Source organism: Stenotrophomonas sp. ATCM1_4, assembly GCF_004348115.1.
GTDB lineage: Bacteria > Pseudomonadota > Gammaproteobacteria > Xanthomonadales > Xanthomonadaceae > Stenotrophomonas > Stenotrophomonas capsici.
The window spans coordinates 1,344,205-1,360,551 of sequence record NZ_QPFB01000001.1 but is presented as its reverse complement, the minus strand read 5'-3'; the positions used below and the strand labels follow the sequence as shown (position 1 = coordinate 1,360,551).

General features: G+C 66.7%; 13 protein-coding genes. 7 read left to right on the top strand and 6 right to left on the bottom strand.

The features are described 5' to 3' along the window. Positions 1-26 precede the first annotated feature (26 nt). The 4 genes from ATCM_RS06500 to lolA all read right to left on the bottom strand — a co-directional run bounded on the left by ATCM_RS06500 (position 27) and on the right by lolA (position 3,658). Positions 27-1,070, bottom strand: coding sequence for a glucokinase (locus tag ATCM_RS06500; protein ID WP_132863538.1), 1,044 nt, complete (start codon positions 1,068-1,070; stop codon positions 27-29). Positions 1,071-1,160: 90 nt separating this feature from the next. Continuing rightward, on the bottom strand, positions 1,161-1,547 hold the full coding sequence (crcB, locus tag ATCM_RS06495; protein WP_132863536.1) for a fluoride efflux transporter CrcB: 387 nt from the start codon (positions 1,545-1,547) through the stop codon (positions 1,161-1,163). Between the two features lie 39 nt (positions 1,548-1,586). After that, positions 1,587-2,897 (bottom strand): replication-associated recombination protein A, encoded by a 1,311-nt coding sequence (locus ATCM_RS06490; protein WP_132866089.1) that lies wholly within the window; start codon positions 2,895-2,897, stop codon positions 1,587-1,589. A 119-nt stretch (positions 2,898-3,016) separates the two neighbouring features. Further along, positions 3,017-3,658 (bottom strand): outer membrane lipoprotein chaperone LolA, encoded by a 642-nt coding sequence (gene lolA, locus ATCM_RS06485; protein WP_132863534.1) that lies wholly within the window; start codon positions 3,656-3,658, stop codon positions 3,017-3,019. 281 nt (positions 3,659-3,939) lie between these two features. Between lolA and ATCM_RS06480 the strand changes: the two genes are divergently transcribed. After that, positions 3,940-6,156 (top strand): M23 family metallopeptidase, encoded by a 2,217-nt coding sequence (locus ATCM_RS06480; protein ID WP_132863532.1) that lies wholly within the window; start codon positions 3,940-3,942, stop codon positions 6,154-6,156. 13 nt (positions 6,157-6,169) lie between these two features. Then, positions 6,170-6,781 carry a hypothetical protein gene (locus ATCM_RS06475; protein WP_132863530.1) on the top strand — a complete coding sequence of 204 codons (612 nt, stop codon included), beginning with the start codon at positions 6,170-6,172 and terminating at the stop codon, positions 6,779-6,781. 49 nt (positions 6,782-6,830) lie between these two features. Here the strand turns inward: ATCM_RS06475 and ATCM_RS06470 are convergent, their stop codons facing one another. Beyond that, a complete protein-coding gene (locus tag ATCM_RS06470; protein WP_132863529.1) occupies positions 6,831-9,188 on the bottom strand; it encodes a DNA translocase FtsK in 2,358 nt (785 codons plus the stop codon). A gap of 279 nt (positions 9,189-9,467) precedes the next feature. Between ATCM_RS06470 and trxB the strand changes: the two genes are divergently transcribed. The 5 genes from trxB (at position 9,468) to infA (ending at position 13,546) form a co-directional block, all read left to right on the top strand. Continuing rightward, the gene (trxB, locus tag ATCM_RS06465; protein ID WP_132863527.1) at positions 9,468-10,445 is read left to right on the top strand and encodes a thioredoxin-disulfide reductase; all 978 of its coding nucleotides are present in this window, start codon (positions 9,468-9,470) and stop codon (positions 10,443-10,445) included. A gap of 24 nt (positions 10,446-10,469) precedes the next feature. Then, positions 10,470-11,363, top strand: coding sequence for a metallophosphoesterase (locus ATCM_RS06460; RefSeq protein WP_132863525.1), 894 nt, complete (start codon positions 10,470-10,472; stop codon positions 11,361-11,363). After that, entirely contained in the window at positions 11,360-12,496 is a 1,137-nt protein-coding gene (locus tag ATCM_RS06455; RefSeq protein WP_132863524.1) for a GNAT family N-acetyltransferase, read from the top strand. Before ATCM_RS06460 ends, ATCM_RS06455 begins: the two co-directional genes overlap by 4 nt. After that, positions 12,493-13,242, top strand: a complete 750-nt coding sequence (gene aat / locus ATCM_RS06450; RefSeq protein WP_132863522.1) for a leucyl/phenylalanyl-tRNA--protein transferase — start codon at positions 12,493-12,495, stop codon at positions 13,240-13,242. Before ATCM_RS06455 ends, aat begins: the two co-directional genes overlap by 4 nt. Before the next feature lie 85 nt (positions 13,243-13,327). Continuing rightward, entirely contained in the window at positions 13,328-13,546 is a 219-nt protein-coding gene (gene infA, locus ATCM_RS06445) for a translation initiation factor IF-1 (RefSeq protein WP_005409596.1), read from the top strand. Positions 13,547-13,816: 270 nt separating this feature from the next. On the opposite strand, the gene clpA is transcribed toward infA, so the two are convergent. Beyond that, positions 13,817-16,099 carry an ATP-dependent Clp protease ATP-binding subunit ClpA gene (clpA, locus tag ATCM_RS06440; RefSeq protein ID WP_132863520.1) on the bottom strand — a complete coding sequence of 761 codons (2,283 nt, stop codon included), beginning with the start codon at positions 16,097-16,099 and terminating at the stop codon, positions 13,817-13,819. Positions 16,100-16,347 lie beyond the last annotated feature (248 nt).

The window sequence follows — 16,347 nt, the reverse complement described above, 5'->3', positions numbered from 1 at the left end:
CCGGAACTCCCTCGTTGTTGCGGATCTCAGATGCGCGCGTGCTGCTCGGCGTGCCAGGCCAGCGCTCCCAGCACGCCCAGTTCACCGTGCTCCACGCGCCATACCGGCGTATGCGCGAGCGCGGGCGACAGCCCTCCCTTGGCACGGAAGCGACGTTCGAACGTGCCACCATGCAGTTCCGCGGCCAGGTGGCCAGCCACGCCACCGGTCAGGTAGACCGAACGCGCGGCAAAGGTCAGGGCCAGGTCGCCGGCAAGGCTGCCCAGCCAGCCACAGAAGGTGTCCACGCATTCGGCGGCCAGGGCATCACCGTTGCGGCTGGCCTGGACCAGTGCATCGGGGGCCTGCCAGCGCACCGGCTGCCCACGCAGTTCGCACAGGCAGTCATATAGCGTCATCAGGCCGGGCCCGGACAGCACGCGCTCGCTGTCCACGTAGGCATAGCGCTGCGACAACAGGCGCAGCACGTCCTGCTCAAGCGGTGTGGCGGCGGCAAGCGCCGCGTGGCCGCCCTCGCTCGCCAGCACCGAGGGCCATCCGCCGACCAGGCGCACGGCAACGCCGAGTCCCGTACCCGGGCCCAGCACCAGTGCCGGCCCGCGCGCGTCGGCGCTGGCGTCGCCGCACACCAGGTGCAGGCTGTCGCGCTCGGCGGGCGGCATCGCCTGCGCCACCGCGACGAAGTCATTGATCAGTTCAAGGCTGGCCAGCCCCGCGTCCTGGCGCGTCTGCGCGATCGAGACTGGCCACGGCAGGTTGACGTTGAGCAGGGCATCGCCATCGACGATGCCGGCGATCGCCACCACCGCGTGGTCCAGCGCCGGCGCGTCGGGCGACTGCCGCACCTGCTGCAGGTAGTCACGCAGGATCGCGGCCAGGCTGGGATGTTCGGCGCAGGTGTACTTGCGGAAGTCGCGGATCCGCGGCGGCATCCCCGGGCGGAGTTCGGCCCAGGCCAGGCGGGCATAGGTCCCGCCTACATCGGCACCGATGACACAGGAAGAAGTCGGGGGAAACGCGGATGATTCCGCGGGGTGCCGTTCGGCGGGCTCTACCTCAGGCCTGCTCATTCCTGTTCCTGCTTGTACAGCATGTCATTCAGATGCTCTGGCAATCGATGCGGAATGATGCGTCATGCTTTCCCGGTTTGGAAAGCGGCCTCAAGTCAGGTTGCGCAGGGCCCGCCACGACCACCAGCCCAGCGCGGTCATCGACAGCGAGCCGCCCAGGTGCAGGCCGATGGTCGCCAGCGCCCAGCCCAGGTGTCCGCGCTGCAGCTGGTCCACCACTTCGGCGGAGAACGTGGAGAAGGTGGTCAGGCCGCCCAACATCCCGGTGACCACGAACAGCCGCCACGCCGGCGCCAGTTCAGGCCGCGAGCTGAAGAACGCCAGCGCCAGCCCGATGACGTAGCCGCCGATCAGGTTGGCCGCCAGCGTGCCCATCGGCAGGTTCTGGTGCATCGGGTTCAACCACACGCTCAGGCCGAACCGCAGCCACGCCCCGATGGCCGCCCCGAGGCCGATGGCCAGGAAAGAAAGCCACATCCGCCTAGTCCTCCCCTGCATGCCCGGCTACCGCACCGCTCATCGATCGGCGCCTGGCTTGCGCTGGGCACGGGCCTGCTCGCGCGCCGCGCGCAGCCGGTCCAGCTTTTCCTTCAGCTTGATCTCCAGGCCACGTTCGGCCGGGGCGTAATAGACGCGTTCGCCCATCTCGTCCGGGAAGGCGGTCTGGTCCAGCGCGATGCCGCCTTCGACGTCGTGGTCGTACTGGTAGCCCTGGCCGTAGCCCAAGGTCTTCATCAAGCGCGTCGGTGCGTTGCGCAGGTGCAGGGGCACCGGTTGCGTGCCCAGTTCGGCGATGTCGGCACGGGCCTTGTTCAAAGCCATGTAGCTGGCGTTCGACTTGGCGGTGCTGGCCAGGTAGATGGCCAGGTTGGACAGCGCGATGTCGCCTTCCGGTGGCCCGATCCGGTCGTAGGCGCTCCAGACATTGATCGCCATCTCCAGTGCCCGTGGGTCGGCCAGGCCAACGTCCTCCACTGCCATGATGGTCATCCGGCGCAGGATATAGGACGGGTCGCAACCGCCGTCGAGCATGCGCGCCAGCCAGTAGATGGCGCCGTCCGGGTTGGAGCTGCGCACCGACTTGTGCAGGGCCGATATCTGGTCGTAGAACTGCTCGCCGCCCTTGTCGAAGCGGCGGGTGCGGTCGGCCAGCACCTGCAGCAGGGTTTCCGGGGTGATCTCGCCCTCTTCGCCGCTGGCCAGTTCGGCGGCGATCTCCAGCAGGGTCAGGGCGCGACGCACGTCACCGTCGGCGGCGCGGGCGATTTCCAGCAGCGACTCGCGCGTGACGCGGATGGCCTGTTCGCCCAACCCGCGCTCGCTGTCACCCAACGCCCGCTCCAGCGCCTCCACCACGTCCTCCGGCGATACCGACTCCAGCACGTGCACGCGGCAGCGCGACAGCAACGCCGAGTTAAGTTCGAAGGACGGGTTCTCGGTGGTGGCACCGACGAAAATGATGGTGCCGCGCTCGATATGCGGCAGGAACGCATCCTGCTGGGCCTTGTTGAAGCGATGCACCTCGTCGACGAACAGCACCGTGCGACGGCCGCCGGCGAAACGCTGGGCGGCCTCTGCCAGCACCTGGCGCACCTCCGGCAAGCCGGACAGCACGGCCGAGATCGCCTTGAACTCGGCGTCGGCATACTGCGCCAGCAGCAGTGCCAGGGTGGTCTTGCCGCAGCCGGGTGGCCCCCACAGGATCATCGAATGGACGCGGCCGGACTCCACCGCGCGGCGCAGCGCCGTGTTCGGCGCCAGCAGGCGTTTCTGCCCCACCATCTCGTCAAGCGCGCGCGGACGCATGCGCTCTGCGAGCGGGCGCATGCTTTCGCGGTCCGCGCTCAGCAGGTCGGCGGGGGCGTCGTCTATGAAGATGTTTCTGGATCTGGCCACGCCCGCATTCTAACGCGGGCGCAACCCGGGCTCGCGGCCCGACGTGGTGCTCAGCGCTCGCCGACCACGTCCACGTCCTTGCCCGGCACGAAGCGGAAGGTACCGGCGGCAAAGCCCGGATTCTTCTTCCAGTCGGTGAAATTGATGACCGTGCGCTGGCCGACCGCGTCCACCACCTCCATGCGTGCCAGCCCGCCATTGGCGAAGCCCAGCGAGGCGGACTGGAAGTTGGTCTCGGTTTCGCGCTTGGGCGTCAGCGACAGCCATTGCATGCCATCGCGCGGCGCGGCTTCTTCGCTGACGTCGTACTGGCGCTCGAGCTGGGCCGGGTTGATCAGCGCGACCAGCGGGCTGTTCTGTTCCTCGGCCCCCTGCGGGGTCACCGTGGCCTGCTCCAGGTCCGGCTCGTAGACCCACACCTTGCTGCCGTCGGCGATGATCAGCTGCGGGTGCGGACGGGTGTATTCCCAACGGAACAGGCGCGGCGCCGACAGTGCGACGCGGCCGCTGGACGACTCCTTGACCCGGCCGCGCGAGTCGAACACCTGCTGGGCAAACTGCCCGTCCAGGCCGCGCAGGCCGTTGGTGAAGGACCTCAGGTCGTCACGTGCCCCGGCCCAGGCCGAGGTGCTGGCAGCGCCGGCGAGCAGCAGCGCGGTGGTGATGACATGGCGGCGGAAATTCGTGTTCATGCGGGGAGTCTGCACCGGAAGTGATGAACCAGGGCGCAGTCTGCCCGCCCGATTCTGAATGGGGTGATAGCGCAATTATGCGCCTTCCCGCGTGCGCCGAGCGCGGGCGATCAGCGGATGTCAACGAAATGTGAAAGCACTGACCACACTATCCGGGGTATGTTCTGCGCCGGTGCTTGGCCAGTCGGTCAGTACCGCGTCATCTGCCTTGCTGAACTACACGATCACAACGACGTTCTCCGTGTCATTGCAGGTCCGGACCGTCGTGCAAAGGAATGCCCATGATCATCAGTCCCCCGTTTCTTCCAGCCCGCGCCGACACCGACGACGACGCCCGCTTTCTAGATGCCGCGATGTCGACCGTGGAACACGGGCACTATCCGGTCAGCAACAAGCTCTCCTGGCATGGTGGCTTGCACCTGCGCGCTCCCGCGCGCGGCAACGGCCGTGAGCCGGTCCGTGCCATTGCCGATGGCACCGTGGTGTATGTCCGGGCAGCGACCGCACGCCCCGGCACCCCGGCCGAAGTGGATGCTCATGCGCAGGGATATCTGGGGTGGTCCGACAACGGTTGCGTCGTCATCCGCCATGACACCGCCATTGGCGCCACGGGCAACCAGGAAACCCAGGTCCAGTTCTATTCGATCTACATGCACCTGACCCGCATCCGCACCGCCAACGTCGTGGTTGGCCGACGCATCTACCGCAAGGTGGAGATTGGCGATGCCGGTTCGATCGACGGCCAGGCTGATCTCATCCATTTTGAGATCATCTGCGACGACGCCAACCTGGCTCGCCTGCTGGGACGGGCATCCGGCGACGTCAACGTCGCCAATCACGGCCGCACCGACGCCGTGTTCGGCGAGGTCTACTTCCACCTGCCGGCGGATACCCCGGTCTTCCCGAGCCGGCCGGCGCTCAATGCCACCAGTGGCACCGCAGGTACGGGCGCGGCGTTGGGGGCCGAACGCGTGGTCGGCATCCGCTACAGCGCTCCTGCCAATGCGCAGAGCGCCTATGGGGGCGACGCACAGGTAACGACCTACGACCTGGACGGCGCCCGCATCGGCACCCAACTGGCCGAAGTTGACGCCGAGTACAACCTGTATGACACCGCAGGTGCCACGGTTACCGCGTACTCAAACGCCCGCGCAGCGGCGGTGCCGAACAGGGCTGCGGTCTACGAGCTGCTGCGCTTTGGCCGCACCCTGGGCGGTCCGGACACCCTCACTCCGGCCGACACGCCGCATTGGCGCCAGATCTCCACGGGCTCCACTACGGGCTGGGTGAATCTCAACGCCGCCAATGTGCACAAGTTCAGCGACGCCGATGCACCGCGATGGGCACATTGGGCCATCGTGGAAGACTTCCAGGACAACGACAGCCGTTGCGATGCGGCTGCGGTACGGCGCCTGCTTGAGCGCGAAGGCGAACCTGCGCCGACCGCCGAACAGGCCGAGCAGCGTCTGCGTGATGCCGCATTGCAGCCCAAGCTGCAGGGCTTGGTATGCAAGTTCCCGACTGAATGGCAACGCAGCGGGATAGAAACGCGCTGGGGATGGCTGAAGATCGAGGGTCCTGGATCTGCACGCGGCAGCGCACCGACGATGGGGGCGAGCACCTACCTGTCCGCCTCGGACTTCCCGCAATTCCAACGTCATGTCGAAGCGTTGGCGTTCTGGGAGGATGCCGCCATTCCCAACCTGAACGCGGCGCATTGGCACTTCCATCCCAAGCGCTTCATCCAGCACTTCCGCAAGTGTGGGTGGCTCAGCCAGCGAGAAGCCACGCGGATGATCCGCCAGACTCTGCGCGAAGGCGGCAGGGAAGTCGTGGCCGTGAGCTGGGCCGACGTCACCGCACGCCTCACAACCGCCTCTACCCGCCGCCCCGCTGGTTTACACGTCAACATGCAGAAGATGGCCCGCAAGTACGGCATCGCAGCCACGCGTGTGCGTACCGCGCACCTGTGGGGGCAGCTGACCGCCGAAACGGGCCGCTTGGAATTCATGGTCGAAGGGGGGGGCGACTCCTATTTCGACAAGTATGAACCGGGCACGGACCAAGGCCGCAAGCTGGGCAACACCGAGGTGGGGGACGGTGTGCGATTCAAGGGACGCGGCCTCATCCAGCTGACCGGTCGGAACAACTACCGGCAATATGGTGCTTACCGCGGGCTGACATTCACCGATGACCAGAACAGTCCGCTGCTGCAGAGCGATCCCTTCAACACCTGTGACGGCTCGGGCTACTATTGGGCCAGCAAGCAGCGCTACACCGAGAACAAGCAGAAGAAGCTTGTTCCTCTGGGCAAGCTGAGCATCAACTCCTGGGCTGATGGCGGCATCGCCGAGACCGCGCAGCGCAACGTCACCCGATCAATCAATCCGGCCCAGCTGCACTTTGATTTCCGCCAGCAGGGCTTCCAGCATGCGTACTACGTGCTCAATGACGCCACCCAGGTGCATGCCGAGTACAAGGAAATCCCGGAGACCTGAAATGATCCAACGCGTGGGAACCCTCCTGCTGTGCGGCGGCCTGTTGCTGACCACATTGGCCTGCCATGCCGCCGCCACCCGTGTTGATCGACCGGACTGCGGAGTATCGTTCCAAACCCCGACCGGACTGCGCCAGCTGGAGATCACCGACGCCGAACGCGAGGCCGGCACCCTGTGCATCATCGCTTTCGCCCGCGCCGGCAAGCCGACCCACGCGACGGTGGGACAGGTCGAAGGCTGGCGTGAACTCGCCGACTACGTGCTTGAGGTCAAACAGGTGCCGCTGCGTGAGGCGGCCCGGGAACGCGGCCTGGTAGTGGATCCGGACAGCCCGCCGCAGCTGCTGCCTGCCGCCCCCGATGCCAGCGTCGTGTTCACGCTGAAGCACGCTCAAACCCAGGCCCTGCCCCATGGCGAACTGGCACTGGCCGAAACCGAAGCCAGCAAGCGCCCTGCCTCGATGATCCGCAATGGCACCACCGGCCAGCTGATCCTGGTGGCGGGCAACGATGACCGCTCGGTGGCCTACGTGCACTGGCTGTCCACGCGGTCCCCGCACAGCAGCGAGGACGGTCAGGCCCTGGCGGCCCTGTTCAAGTCGATGGATTTCACCGCCGGCGATTGACACGCCGGCATGCAGGCCGCCCGCTGGCGGCCTGCCCTGCCCCGCCGGCTTACTTCGGCGGCGGCGGTGCCAGCACGGTACGGTCGCCATTGTGCTCCGGCGGGGTGACCACGCCGGCGGCTTCCAGCGCCTCGATCAGGCGCGCGGCACGGTTGTAGCCGATCTTCAGGCGCCGCTGCACGCCGGAAATCGACGCACGACGGGTTTCGGTGACGATCCGCAACGCCTCGTCGTACAACGGGTCGGACTCGTCGCCGGCGGCGCTGCTTTCCGGCAGGCCGGTGGCGCCGACCACCACGCCGTCGCCCATGGTCTGCACCTCGTCCAGCACGCCCTCGATGTACTCGGCCGGACCGCTGGCCTTGAGGTGCTCGACCACGCGATGCACTTCCTCGTCGGAGACGAAGGCACCGTGCACGCGGTCCGGCATGGCGGTGCCCGGCGGCAGGTACAGCATGTCGCCGTTGCCCAGCAGGGCCTCGGCGCCGGACTGGTCCAGGATGGTGCGCGAGTCGATCTTCGAACTGACCTGGAAGGCGATGCGGGTCGGGATGTTGGCCTTGATCAAGCCGGTGATCACGTCCACCGACGGGCGCTGCGTGGCCAGGATCAGGTGGATACCGGCCGCACGCGCCTTCTGCGCCAGGCGCGCGATCAGTTCTTCGACCTTCTTGCCGACGATCATCATCATGTCGGCGAATTCGTCGATGAAGATGACGATGAACGGCAGCGGCTCCAGCGGACGCGGGGCCTCGCCCATTTCCGGGTTTGGCTGGAACAACGGGTCCATCAACGGCTGGCCGGCGTCGATGGCGTCCTTGATCTTCTTGTTGAAGCCGGCCAGGTTGCGCACGCCCACCGCGCTCATCAACTTGTAGCGGCGCTCCATCTCGGCCACGCACCAACGCAGGCCGTTGGCGGCCTCCTTCATGTCGGTCACCACCGGCGCGAGCAGGTGCGGGATGCCCTGGTAGACGCTCAGTTCGAGCATCTTCGGGTCGATCATCAGCATGCGCAGGTCTTTCGGGCTGGCCTTGTACAGCAGGCTCAGCACCATCGCGTTGACCGCCACCGACTTGCCCGAACCGGTGGTACCGGCCACCAGCAGGTGCGGCATGCGTGCCAGGTCGGCCACGGTCGGGCGGCCGGCGATGTCCTTGCCCAGCGCCAGGGTCAGCACGCTGGCGGACTTGTCGTATTCCTTCGAGCGCAGCAGCTCGGACAGGAAGATCATCTCGCGGGTGACGTTGGGGATTTCCAGGCCGATCACCGACTTGCCCGGGATCACGTCGACCACGCGCACCGACTTGACCGACAGGCCGCGGGCGATGTCCTTGTCCAGCGAGCTGATCTGGCTGACCTTGATGCCCGGTGCCGGCTCGATCTCGAAGCGGGTGATCACCGGGCCCGGATAGGCGCCCACCACCTGCGCGTCGATGCGGAAGTCCTTGAGCTTGAACTCGATCTGGCGCGACAGCGTTTCCAGCGTCTGCTCGTCGTAGCCCTTGGGCTGCGGCTTGGGGTCATCCAGCAGCGCCAGCGGCGGCAGGTCCGAACCATCGCCATTGACGCCCTGGAACATCGGGATCTGGGTCTCGCGCTTGGCGCGGTCGCTCTTCTCGATGACCGGCGCCGGGCGCGGTTCGATCTTCACCGGCTCGCGCTTGGCGCGCACTTCGGCGTCGACCTTGCGCACTTCCTCGCGTTCCTCGCGCAGCGCACGGGTCTGTTGCCACTCGTTGGCCTGTTCCTTCTTCTTCTCGAACATCGGCCCCAGCGCCATCACCCACTTGCCGATCTTCTCCATCACCACGAACCAGGACAGCCCGGTCGCCAGCGTGATCGAGGTCAGCAGCAGCACCAGCAGGAACAGGTTGCTGCCAACCGGGCCAAAGCCGGTCTGCAGCGACTTGCCGACCAGCACGCCCAGGCCACCGCCGGCACGGGCGACATCCCCCGGCGGCAGGCGCAGGTACAGGAAGCCGGTCGCGCCGATCAGGAAGCCGACGATGCCGACCAACCGCAGCGCCGGGCCCAGGTCGTCCTGGCCGCGCTCCTCGCGGTTCAGGCCGAACATGGCGATCCACGCCACCGCCGCCAGCATCAGCGGGATCAGGTAGGCCACGTAGCCGAACAGCTGGCGCATCACGTCGGCGATGTACGCGCCGACCCTGCCGCCCATGTTGTGCACGGGTGCGACCACCGAGCCGGACTGCGACCAGCCCGGGTCCGCGGGGGAATACGTGAACAGGCTTGCCAGCAGATACAGCAGCGCCGGGGCAATCGCGATCAGCGCAAGGTCACGCCATAACTTGTGTCGCCGCGGCTTGTCCGCCGCGGCGGCCGGCTTGCGCGCGGCATTGCCGGCGCTGGGGTTCTTGCCACGTTCCGGGACCTGTTTCGCCACCTTTGACCAGACCTTAGAAATGCACGGTTAGTGATTGATATTAAACGACGGACCGCTGTGTTTCACCCCGTCGACGATGCACACGTACGGAACGCGTCAGAAACCCGCCGCACAAGGGCAAGCCAACTGGGAGGAAGAAGGGAGACTGTATCCGACGGGCCGCGCCATTCCATTCACGTGCCTTGATTCACCGGGAGCCGACCGCCACTCTATGGGCTTGCCCGGACAGTTGCGGAAGCACGCCAACGGGCCGCCAACCCTGAACTTTCGCGAGTATACATGAGCACTCCCAGCCACCCGTCCCTGCCCTCCCGCCACGAGAAGCTGATCATCCTGGGCTCCGGCCCGGCCGGCTGGACCGCCGCCGTCTATGCCGCCCGCGCCAACCTCAAGCCGCTGGTGATCACCGGCCTGCAGCAGGGCGGCCAGCTGATGACCACCACTGAAGTGGACAACTGGCCGGGCGACGCGCATGGCCTGATGGGCCCGGACCTGATGGCGCGCATGCAGGCCCACGCCGAGCGTTTCGACACCGAGGTGGTGTTCGACCACATCCACACCGCCGACCTGTCCAAGCGTCCGTTCACCCTGACCGGTGACAACGCCCAGTACACCGCCGACGCGGTGATCATCGCCACCGGTGCCACCGCCAAATACCTGGGCATCCCGTCCGAGGAAGCCTTCAAGGGCCGCGGCGTCTCGGCCTGCGCCACCTGCGACGGCTTCTTCTACAAGGAGCAGGACGTGGTCGTGGTGGGCGGCGGCAACACCGCCGTGGAAGAGGCCCTGTACCTGTCCAACATCGCCCGCAAGGTCTACCTGGTGCACCGCCGCGACACCCTGAAGGCGGAAAAGATCATGCAGGACAAGCTGTTCGCCAAGGTGGCCGCCGGCAAGATCGAGACCGTCTGGCACCACCAGGTCGACGAAGTGCTCGGCAACGAGATGGGCGTGACCGGCGTGCGCGTGAAGTCCACCCAGGACGGCAGCACTCGCGACATCGACGCGCACGGCTTCTTCGTGGCCATTGGTCACCAGCCCAACACCGACCTGTTCAAGGGCCAGCTGGCGATGAACAACGGCTACCTGGAAATCCGCTCGGGTCTGGGCGGCAACGCCACCCAGACCTCCGTGGAAGGCGTGTTCGCCGCCGGCGACGTGGCCGACCAGCACTACCGCCAGGCCATCACCTCGGCCGGCTTCGGCTGCATGGCCGCACTGGACGCCGAACGTTTCCTGGACGCGCAGAGCCTCTGACCGCGGACCGCCACGGCTGCCGGCATGGACAGGGTGCTGATCAAGCAGCTGCTGTTTCACGGCAGCTGGCTGGTCTTCCCTGCCATTGCCTGGCTGTCGTGGCGCTGGCCTGGCGGCCGCCATCGCTGGCTGCTCGCGCTGTTGCTGCTGGGCTGCGGCGTGTTCACCTGGGCGCGCTTCATCGAACCGCAGATCATCCAGGTCGAGCAGACCACCCTGCCCGGCACCGGTGTCACCGCGCGGGTCGCGTTGATCAGTGACATCCATCTGGGCGTGTACAAGAACCGCGCCTTTCTGGAACGGGTGGTCGACCGGATCAATGCACTGCCCGTCGATGCGGTGGTCATCGCCGGCGACCTGACCTACGAACCCAAGGCCAGCGAACTGCAGGATCTGTTCGCGCCACTGGCCCGGCTGAAGCCACCGGCCTACGCCGTGCTGGGCAACCATGACCAGCAAGCCCCCGGTCCGGATATCGATCTGCCACTGCGCACGGCCCTGCGCCACCATGGCGTGCAGGTCATCGAAGGCCAGATCGTCACCGACAGCCAGGGCCGCCAATGGGCGGGGCTCGGCGATCGCTGGGCCGGAAAGGACGATCCCGCATTCCTGCGCGTCGCCGACGCCATTACCCGTCCGGCCATCGTCATCGCCCACAACCCTGACAGCGCCATGGGATTACGTCCGGCCGATGCCGCCATCGTGCTTGCCGGCCACACCCATGGCGGACAGATCCGTATCCCGTGGCTGTACCGCCGGGTCATCCCGACCCAATACGACTTTGATCGCGGCGAACAGATCGCGCGCGCACCTGCCGGCCCGGTGCGGGTATTCACCACCCGGGGCCTGGGGGAGATCGGCCTGCCCTTGCGCCTGTTCAACCCGCCCACCATCGACGTGCTGCAATTCCAGCCATGAGCCTACAGCTGCGCGCCATTTCCTCGCTGGACGCGATTGACACGGTCGTGTGGGATGCCCTGCACGACGGCGGAAATCCGTTCATCAGCCACGCGTTTCTGAGCGGCCTGGAACAACACGGCTGCCTGCGCCCGGACTGGGGCTGGCAACCCGAGCACCTGACCCTGTGGCGTGATGGCGCACTGGTCGCTGCCGCACCGGGCTACCGCAAGTACAACTCACACGGCGAGTTCGTGTTCGACCACGCCTGGGCCAATGCCTATGCGCGCAATGGCCTGGACTATTTCCCCAAGTGGCTGGGCGCGGTGCCGTATTCGCCGGTGACCGGGCCGCGGCTGCTGGCACGCAATGACCAGGACCGCCGCGCCCTGCGCGATGCCATCGTCGCGCACGTGCAAGCCGAACAGCTTTCGTCCGCGCACATCAACTTCCACCTGCCCGGGGAGACGCCGTGCTTCGACGGGCAATGGCTGCTGCGCACCGACGTGCAGTTCCAGTGGCAGCGCGAGCCGGGCTGGCAGGCCTTCGATGACTTCCTTGTCGCGATGGACCACAAGCGACGCAAGAACATCCGCCAGGAGCGCGCCAAGGTCGCCCGCGCCGGGATCACCTTCGTGACGCGTCACGGAAACGAAGCCAGTGCCGACGAGCTGCGTGCCATGCACGGCTTCTACCTGCAGACCTTTGCCGAATACGGCAACGCGCCGGCACTGACCCTGCCCTTCCTGCGCCACCTGGCCATGCAGCTGCCGCGCCAGCTGGTGCTGTTCCTGGCCCTGCAGGATGGCGAACCGGTGGCCGGCGCGCTGTGCCTGCGCGGCGGCGATACCTTGTACGGGCGCTACTGGGGCGGCGCGGCCCTGCCCGGGCTGCATTTTGAAACCTGCTACTACCAGGGCATCGAGTACTGCCTGCGCGAAGGCCTGCAGCGCTTCGAGCCGGGTGCGCAGGGCGAACACAAGCTGGCCCGTGGCTTCCTGCCCACGCAAGTGCGCAGCCACCACTGGATCGCCCACCCGCAGTTCCGGCAGGCCCTGCGCGACTGGTGTGCCCGCGAGCGCGAGGATGCTGCCCGCTACGCGCAGGCGCTGCAGCATCACTCACCCTTCAAATCCGACGAACCCCGGCCATGACCCCGAAAGGCCCCTACCTGCTCGACGAGGCCAGCGATTCGCCGTTCCCCCCGGCCGAGCTGGCGTTGCACGAACCCGACGGCCTGCTCGCCGTCGGCGGTGACCTGAGCCCCATACGCCTGCTCAACGCCTATGCGGGCGGGATCTTCCCGTGGTTTTCCGACGGCCAGCCGCTGCTGTGGTGGTCGCCGGACCCGCGCATGGTGTTCCGTACCGGCGGGGTCCATTTGTCCTCGCGCTTCCGTCGCGCACTCCGCGGCAGCGACTGGCGGGTCCGCGCCGATACCGCGTTCCCCGAGGTGATGCAGGCCTGCGCGCAGGCGCCCCGCCCGGGCCAGGACGGCACCTGGATCACCGACGACATGCTCGCGGCCTACCTCCAGTTGCACCGGCTGGGCTACGCGCACTCCGTGGAGGTCTACGACGGGGATGCCCTGGTCGGCGGTATCTACGGCGTGGCGATCGGGCGGATGTTCTTTGGCGAAAGCATGTTCAGTGGCCGCACTGGCGGCTCCAAGATCGCCCTGGCCGCGCTGGCCCGGACGCTGTCCGGCTGGGGCTGGCCGCTGATCGACGCCCAGGTCGAGAACCCGCACCTGGTGCGGATGGGCGCCGAACGGCTGGAACGGGCGCCGTTCCTGGCCCAGGTGCGGCGACTGGTCCGCGAACCGGCCGATGTTGGCCCGTGGACACGTGGCTTCGGGGAATTCCCCGCCAGCACGCTGGCTGAACCGGCCGGCGTTTAACGCAAACTTTGCATGAATCCGCCCGGCGGCGTAAAATGCCCGCCCTTAGGCCCTCGGGGCCGTCCGCAGAACCGCACAGGACTACATGTCGAAAGACGACTCCATCGAGTTCGAAGGCACCGTCAGTGAGACGCTGCCGAACACCACTTTCCGCGTTCGCCTGGAAAATGGGCATGAAATCATCGCCCACATCTCCGGCCGCATGCGCAAGAACTACATCCGCATCCTGACCGGCGATCGCGTCAAGGTCGAGATGACGCCGTACGACCTGACCAAGGGCCGTATCACCTACCGCATGAAGTAATGCGGTAAGCCGGGCGTTATGCCAGGAAAGCCAGCCCGCGCGCTGGCTTTTTTGCGTGGCGAAATTCCGCAGGAATGGCCCCGGCCGCGGAGCGGGCAATGCCTGGCCCCGCCTCAGGTTCGCCGCGGAAAGCGGGCCGAGGATGGGCGTATAGGATCTTCCTGCGGTGACGCATTCAAGGCTTCGCGGCCAAGGCCACTCCTGCCCGTCCCACAAAAATGCCCGCATCGTTGGATGCGGGCATCGGGTGTCCGGGGTGAGTCGCCCGGCTTACTCGACCGTGGCCGGCAGCAGGTGCTCCGGCTCGGCCTGGGTCTCGACGATCAACTCGCCGTCGCGCACGTCGATGCTGACCTTGCCGCCGTCCACCAGCTTGCCGAACAGCAGCTCGTCGGCCAGCGGACGCTTTATCTTGTCCTGGATCACGCGACTCATCGGGCGGGCACCCATCTCCGGGTCGAAGCCGTGCTGGGCCAGCCAGTCGCGGGCGGCCGGGGTGGCCGACAGCGAGACGTGCTTGTCCTGCAGCAGCATCTCCAGCTCGATCAGGAACTTGTCCACCACGCGCAGGATGTGGTCGAAGCCCAGCGGCTGGAACTGCACCACCGCGTCCAGGCGGTTGCGGAACTCCGGCGTGAAGCTCTTGCGGATCACTTCCATCGCATCGGTGGCATGGTCCTGCTTGGTGAAGCCGATCGAGCGACGTGCCGCCTGGGTGGCGCCGGCATTGGTGGTCATCACCAGGATCACGTTCTTGAAGTTGGCTTCACGGCCGTTGGTATCGGTAAGGATGCCGCGGTCCATGACCTGCAACAGGATGTTGAAGATGTCCGGGTGCGCCTTCTCCACCTCGTCCAGCAACAGCACGCAGTGCGGCGTCTTGACGATCTTCTCGGTCAGCAGGCCACCCTGGTCGAAGCCGACGTAGCCCGGGGGCGCACCGATCAGGCGGCTGATCGAATGCGGCTCCATGTACTCGCTCATGTCAAAGCGCACCAGCTCGATGCCCAGCTGCAGCGCGAGCTGGCGGGTGACCTCGGTCTTGCCCACGCCGGTCGGGCCGGCGAACAGGAAGTTGCCGATCGGCTTGTCCGGGTTGCCCAGGCCCGAGCGCGACAGCTTGATGGCCGAGGCCAGGCTGTCGATGGCCGGGTCCTGGCCGAAGATCACCATCTTCAGGTTGCGCTCCAGGTGCTTGAGCACGTCCTTGTCGGTGGCGGTGACCTGCTTGGCCGGGATGCGCGCCATCTTGGCGATGATGGTCTCCACTTCCTCGATGTCGATGTGCGACTTGCGCTGCCCTTCGGGCAGCAGGCGCTGGCGGGCGCCGGCCTCATCGATCACGTCGATGGCCTTGTCCGGCAGCAGGCGGTCGCCGATGTGCTTGACCGACAGGTCCACCGCGGCCTGCAGCGCGTCATCGCCATAGGTCACGCCGTGGTGCGCCTCGTACTTCGGGCGCAGCCCCTTGAGGATCTCGTAGGCCTCGCCCACCGTCGGCTCGACGATGTCGATCTTCTGGAAGCGACGGGCCAGGGCGCGGTCCTTCTCGAAGATACCGCGGTATTCCTGGAACGTGGTCGAACCGATGCAGCGCAGCTCGCCCGAGGCCAGCGCCGGCTTGATCAGGTTGGAGGCGTCCATGGTGCCGCCCGAGGCCGAACCGGCGCCGATGATGGTGTGGATCTCGTCGATGAACAGCACCGCGTTGGGGATCTTCTTCAGTGCGCCGATCACGCCCTTCAGGCGCTTCTCGAAGTCACCGCGGTACTTGGTGCCGGCGACCAGCGCGCCCAGGTCCAGCGAATAGATCACCGCGTCGGCGAGCACCTCGGGCACCTCGCCATCGACGATGCGCTTGGCCAGCCCTTCAGCGATGGCGGTCTTGCCCACGCCGGCCTCGCCCACGTACAGCGGGTTGTTCTTGCGGCGACGGCACAGCACCTGGATGGTGCGCTCGATCTCGTCGCGCCGGCCGACCAGCGGGTCGATGCGACCGGCCTTGGCCTGCTCGTTGAGGTTGCTGGCGAACTCGGTCAGCGAATCGCCCTTGGGCTCGCCCTCACCGCCCTCGGCACGGCCCTCGCCTTCCAGCGGCGAGGACATGTCCGATTCGTCGCCGCTCTTGGCCACGCCGTGGGACAGGTAATTGACCACGTCCAGCCGGGTCACGTCCTGCTGGTTGAGGTAGTAGACGGCGTGGGATTCCTTCTCGCCGAAGATCGCCACCAGCACGTTGGCGCCGGTGACCTCCTTCTTGCCCGAGGACTGCACGTGGTAGACGGCACGTTGCAGGACGCGCTGGAAGCCCAGGGTGGGTTGCGTATCGCGGCCATCGTCTTCGGCCAGCAGCGAGACCGAGGCATTGATCGCCTTCTCCAGTTCGCTGTGCAGGCGCTCGAGGTCGGCTCCGCAGGCCTTCAGGACGGCCTGGGCGGATGCATTCTCAAGCAGGGCCAACAACAGGTGCTCCACCGTCATGTATTCATGACGGGCTTCCCGGGCGCGCTTGTAGCACTGACCAATGGTCTGCTCGAGGTCTTTACTGAACATGAGGCACTCCGGTTCCGGTTGCTGACAATATGCGGCCTGACTGCACGTTTTCCAGCACCCTAGCGGCGTTCATGTAGAGGCCACGTCAGCAGGAAGTGGGGATTCGTTCACCCGGTGAATCCGGCATTCAGCTTCAAGAGCAAGGCGTGACGGCCGTTGCGCCGCGAGGGGCGGCCAGCGGTGGCGCAGGCGGGAAAGTGTTTCCCATCGGGGACACAGCCGGCGCCCTGGAAAACCGGCCCGGCAGG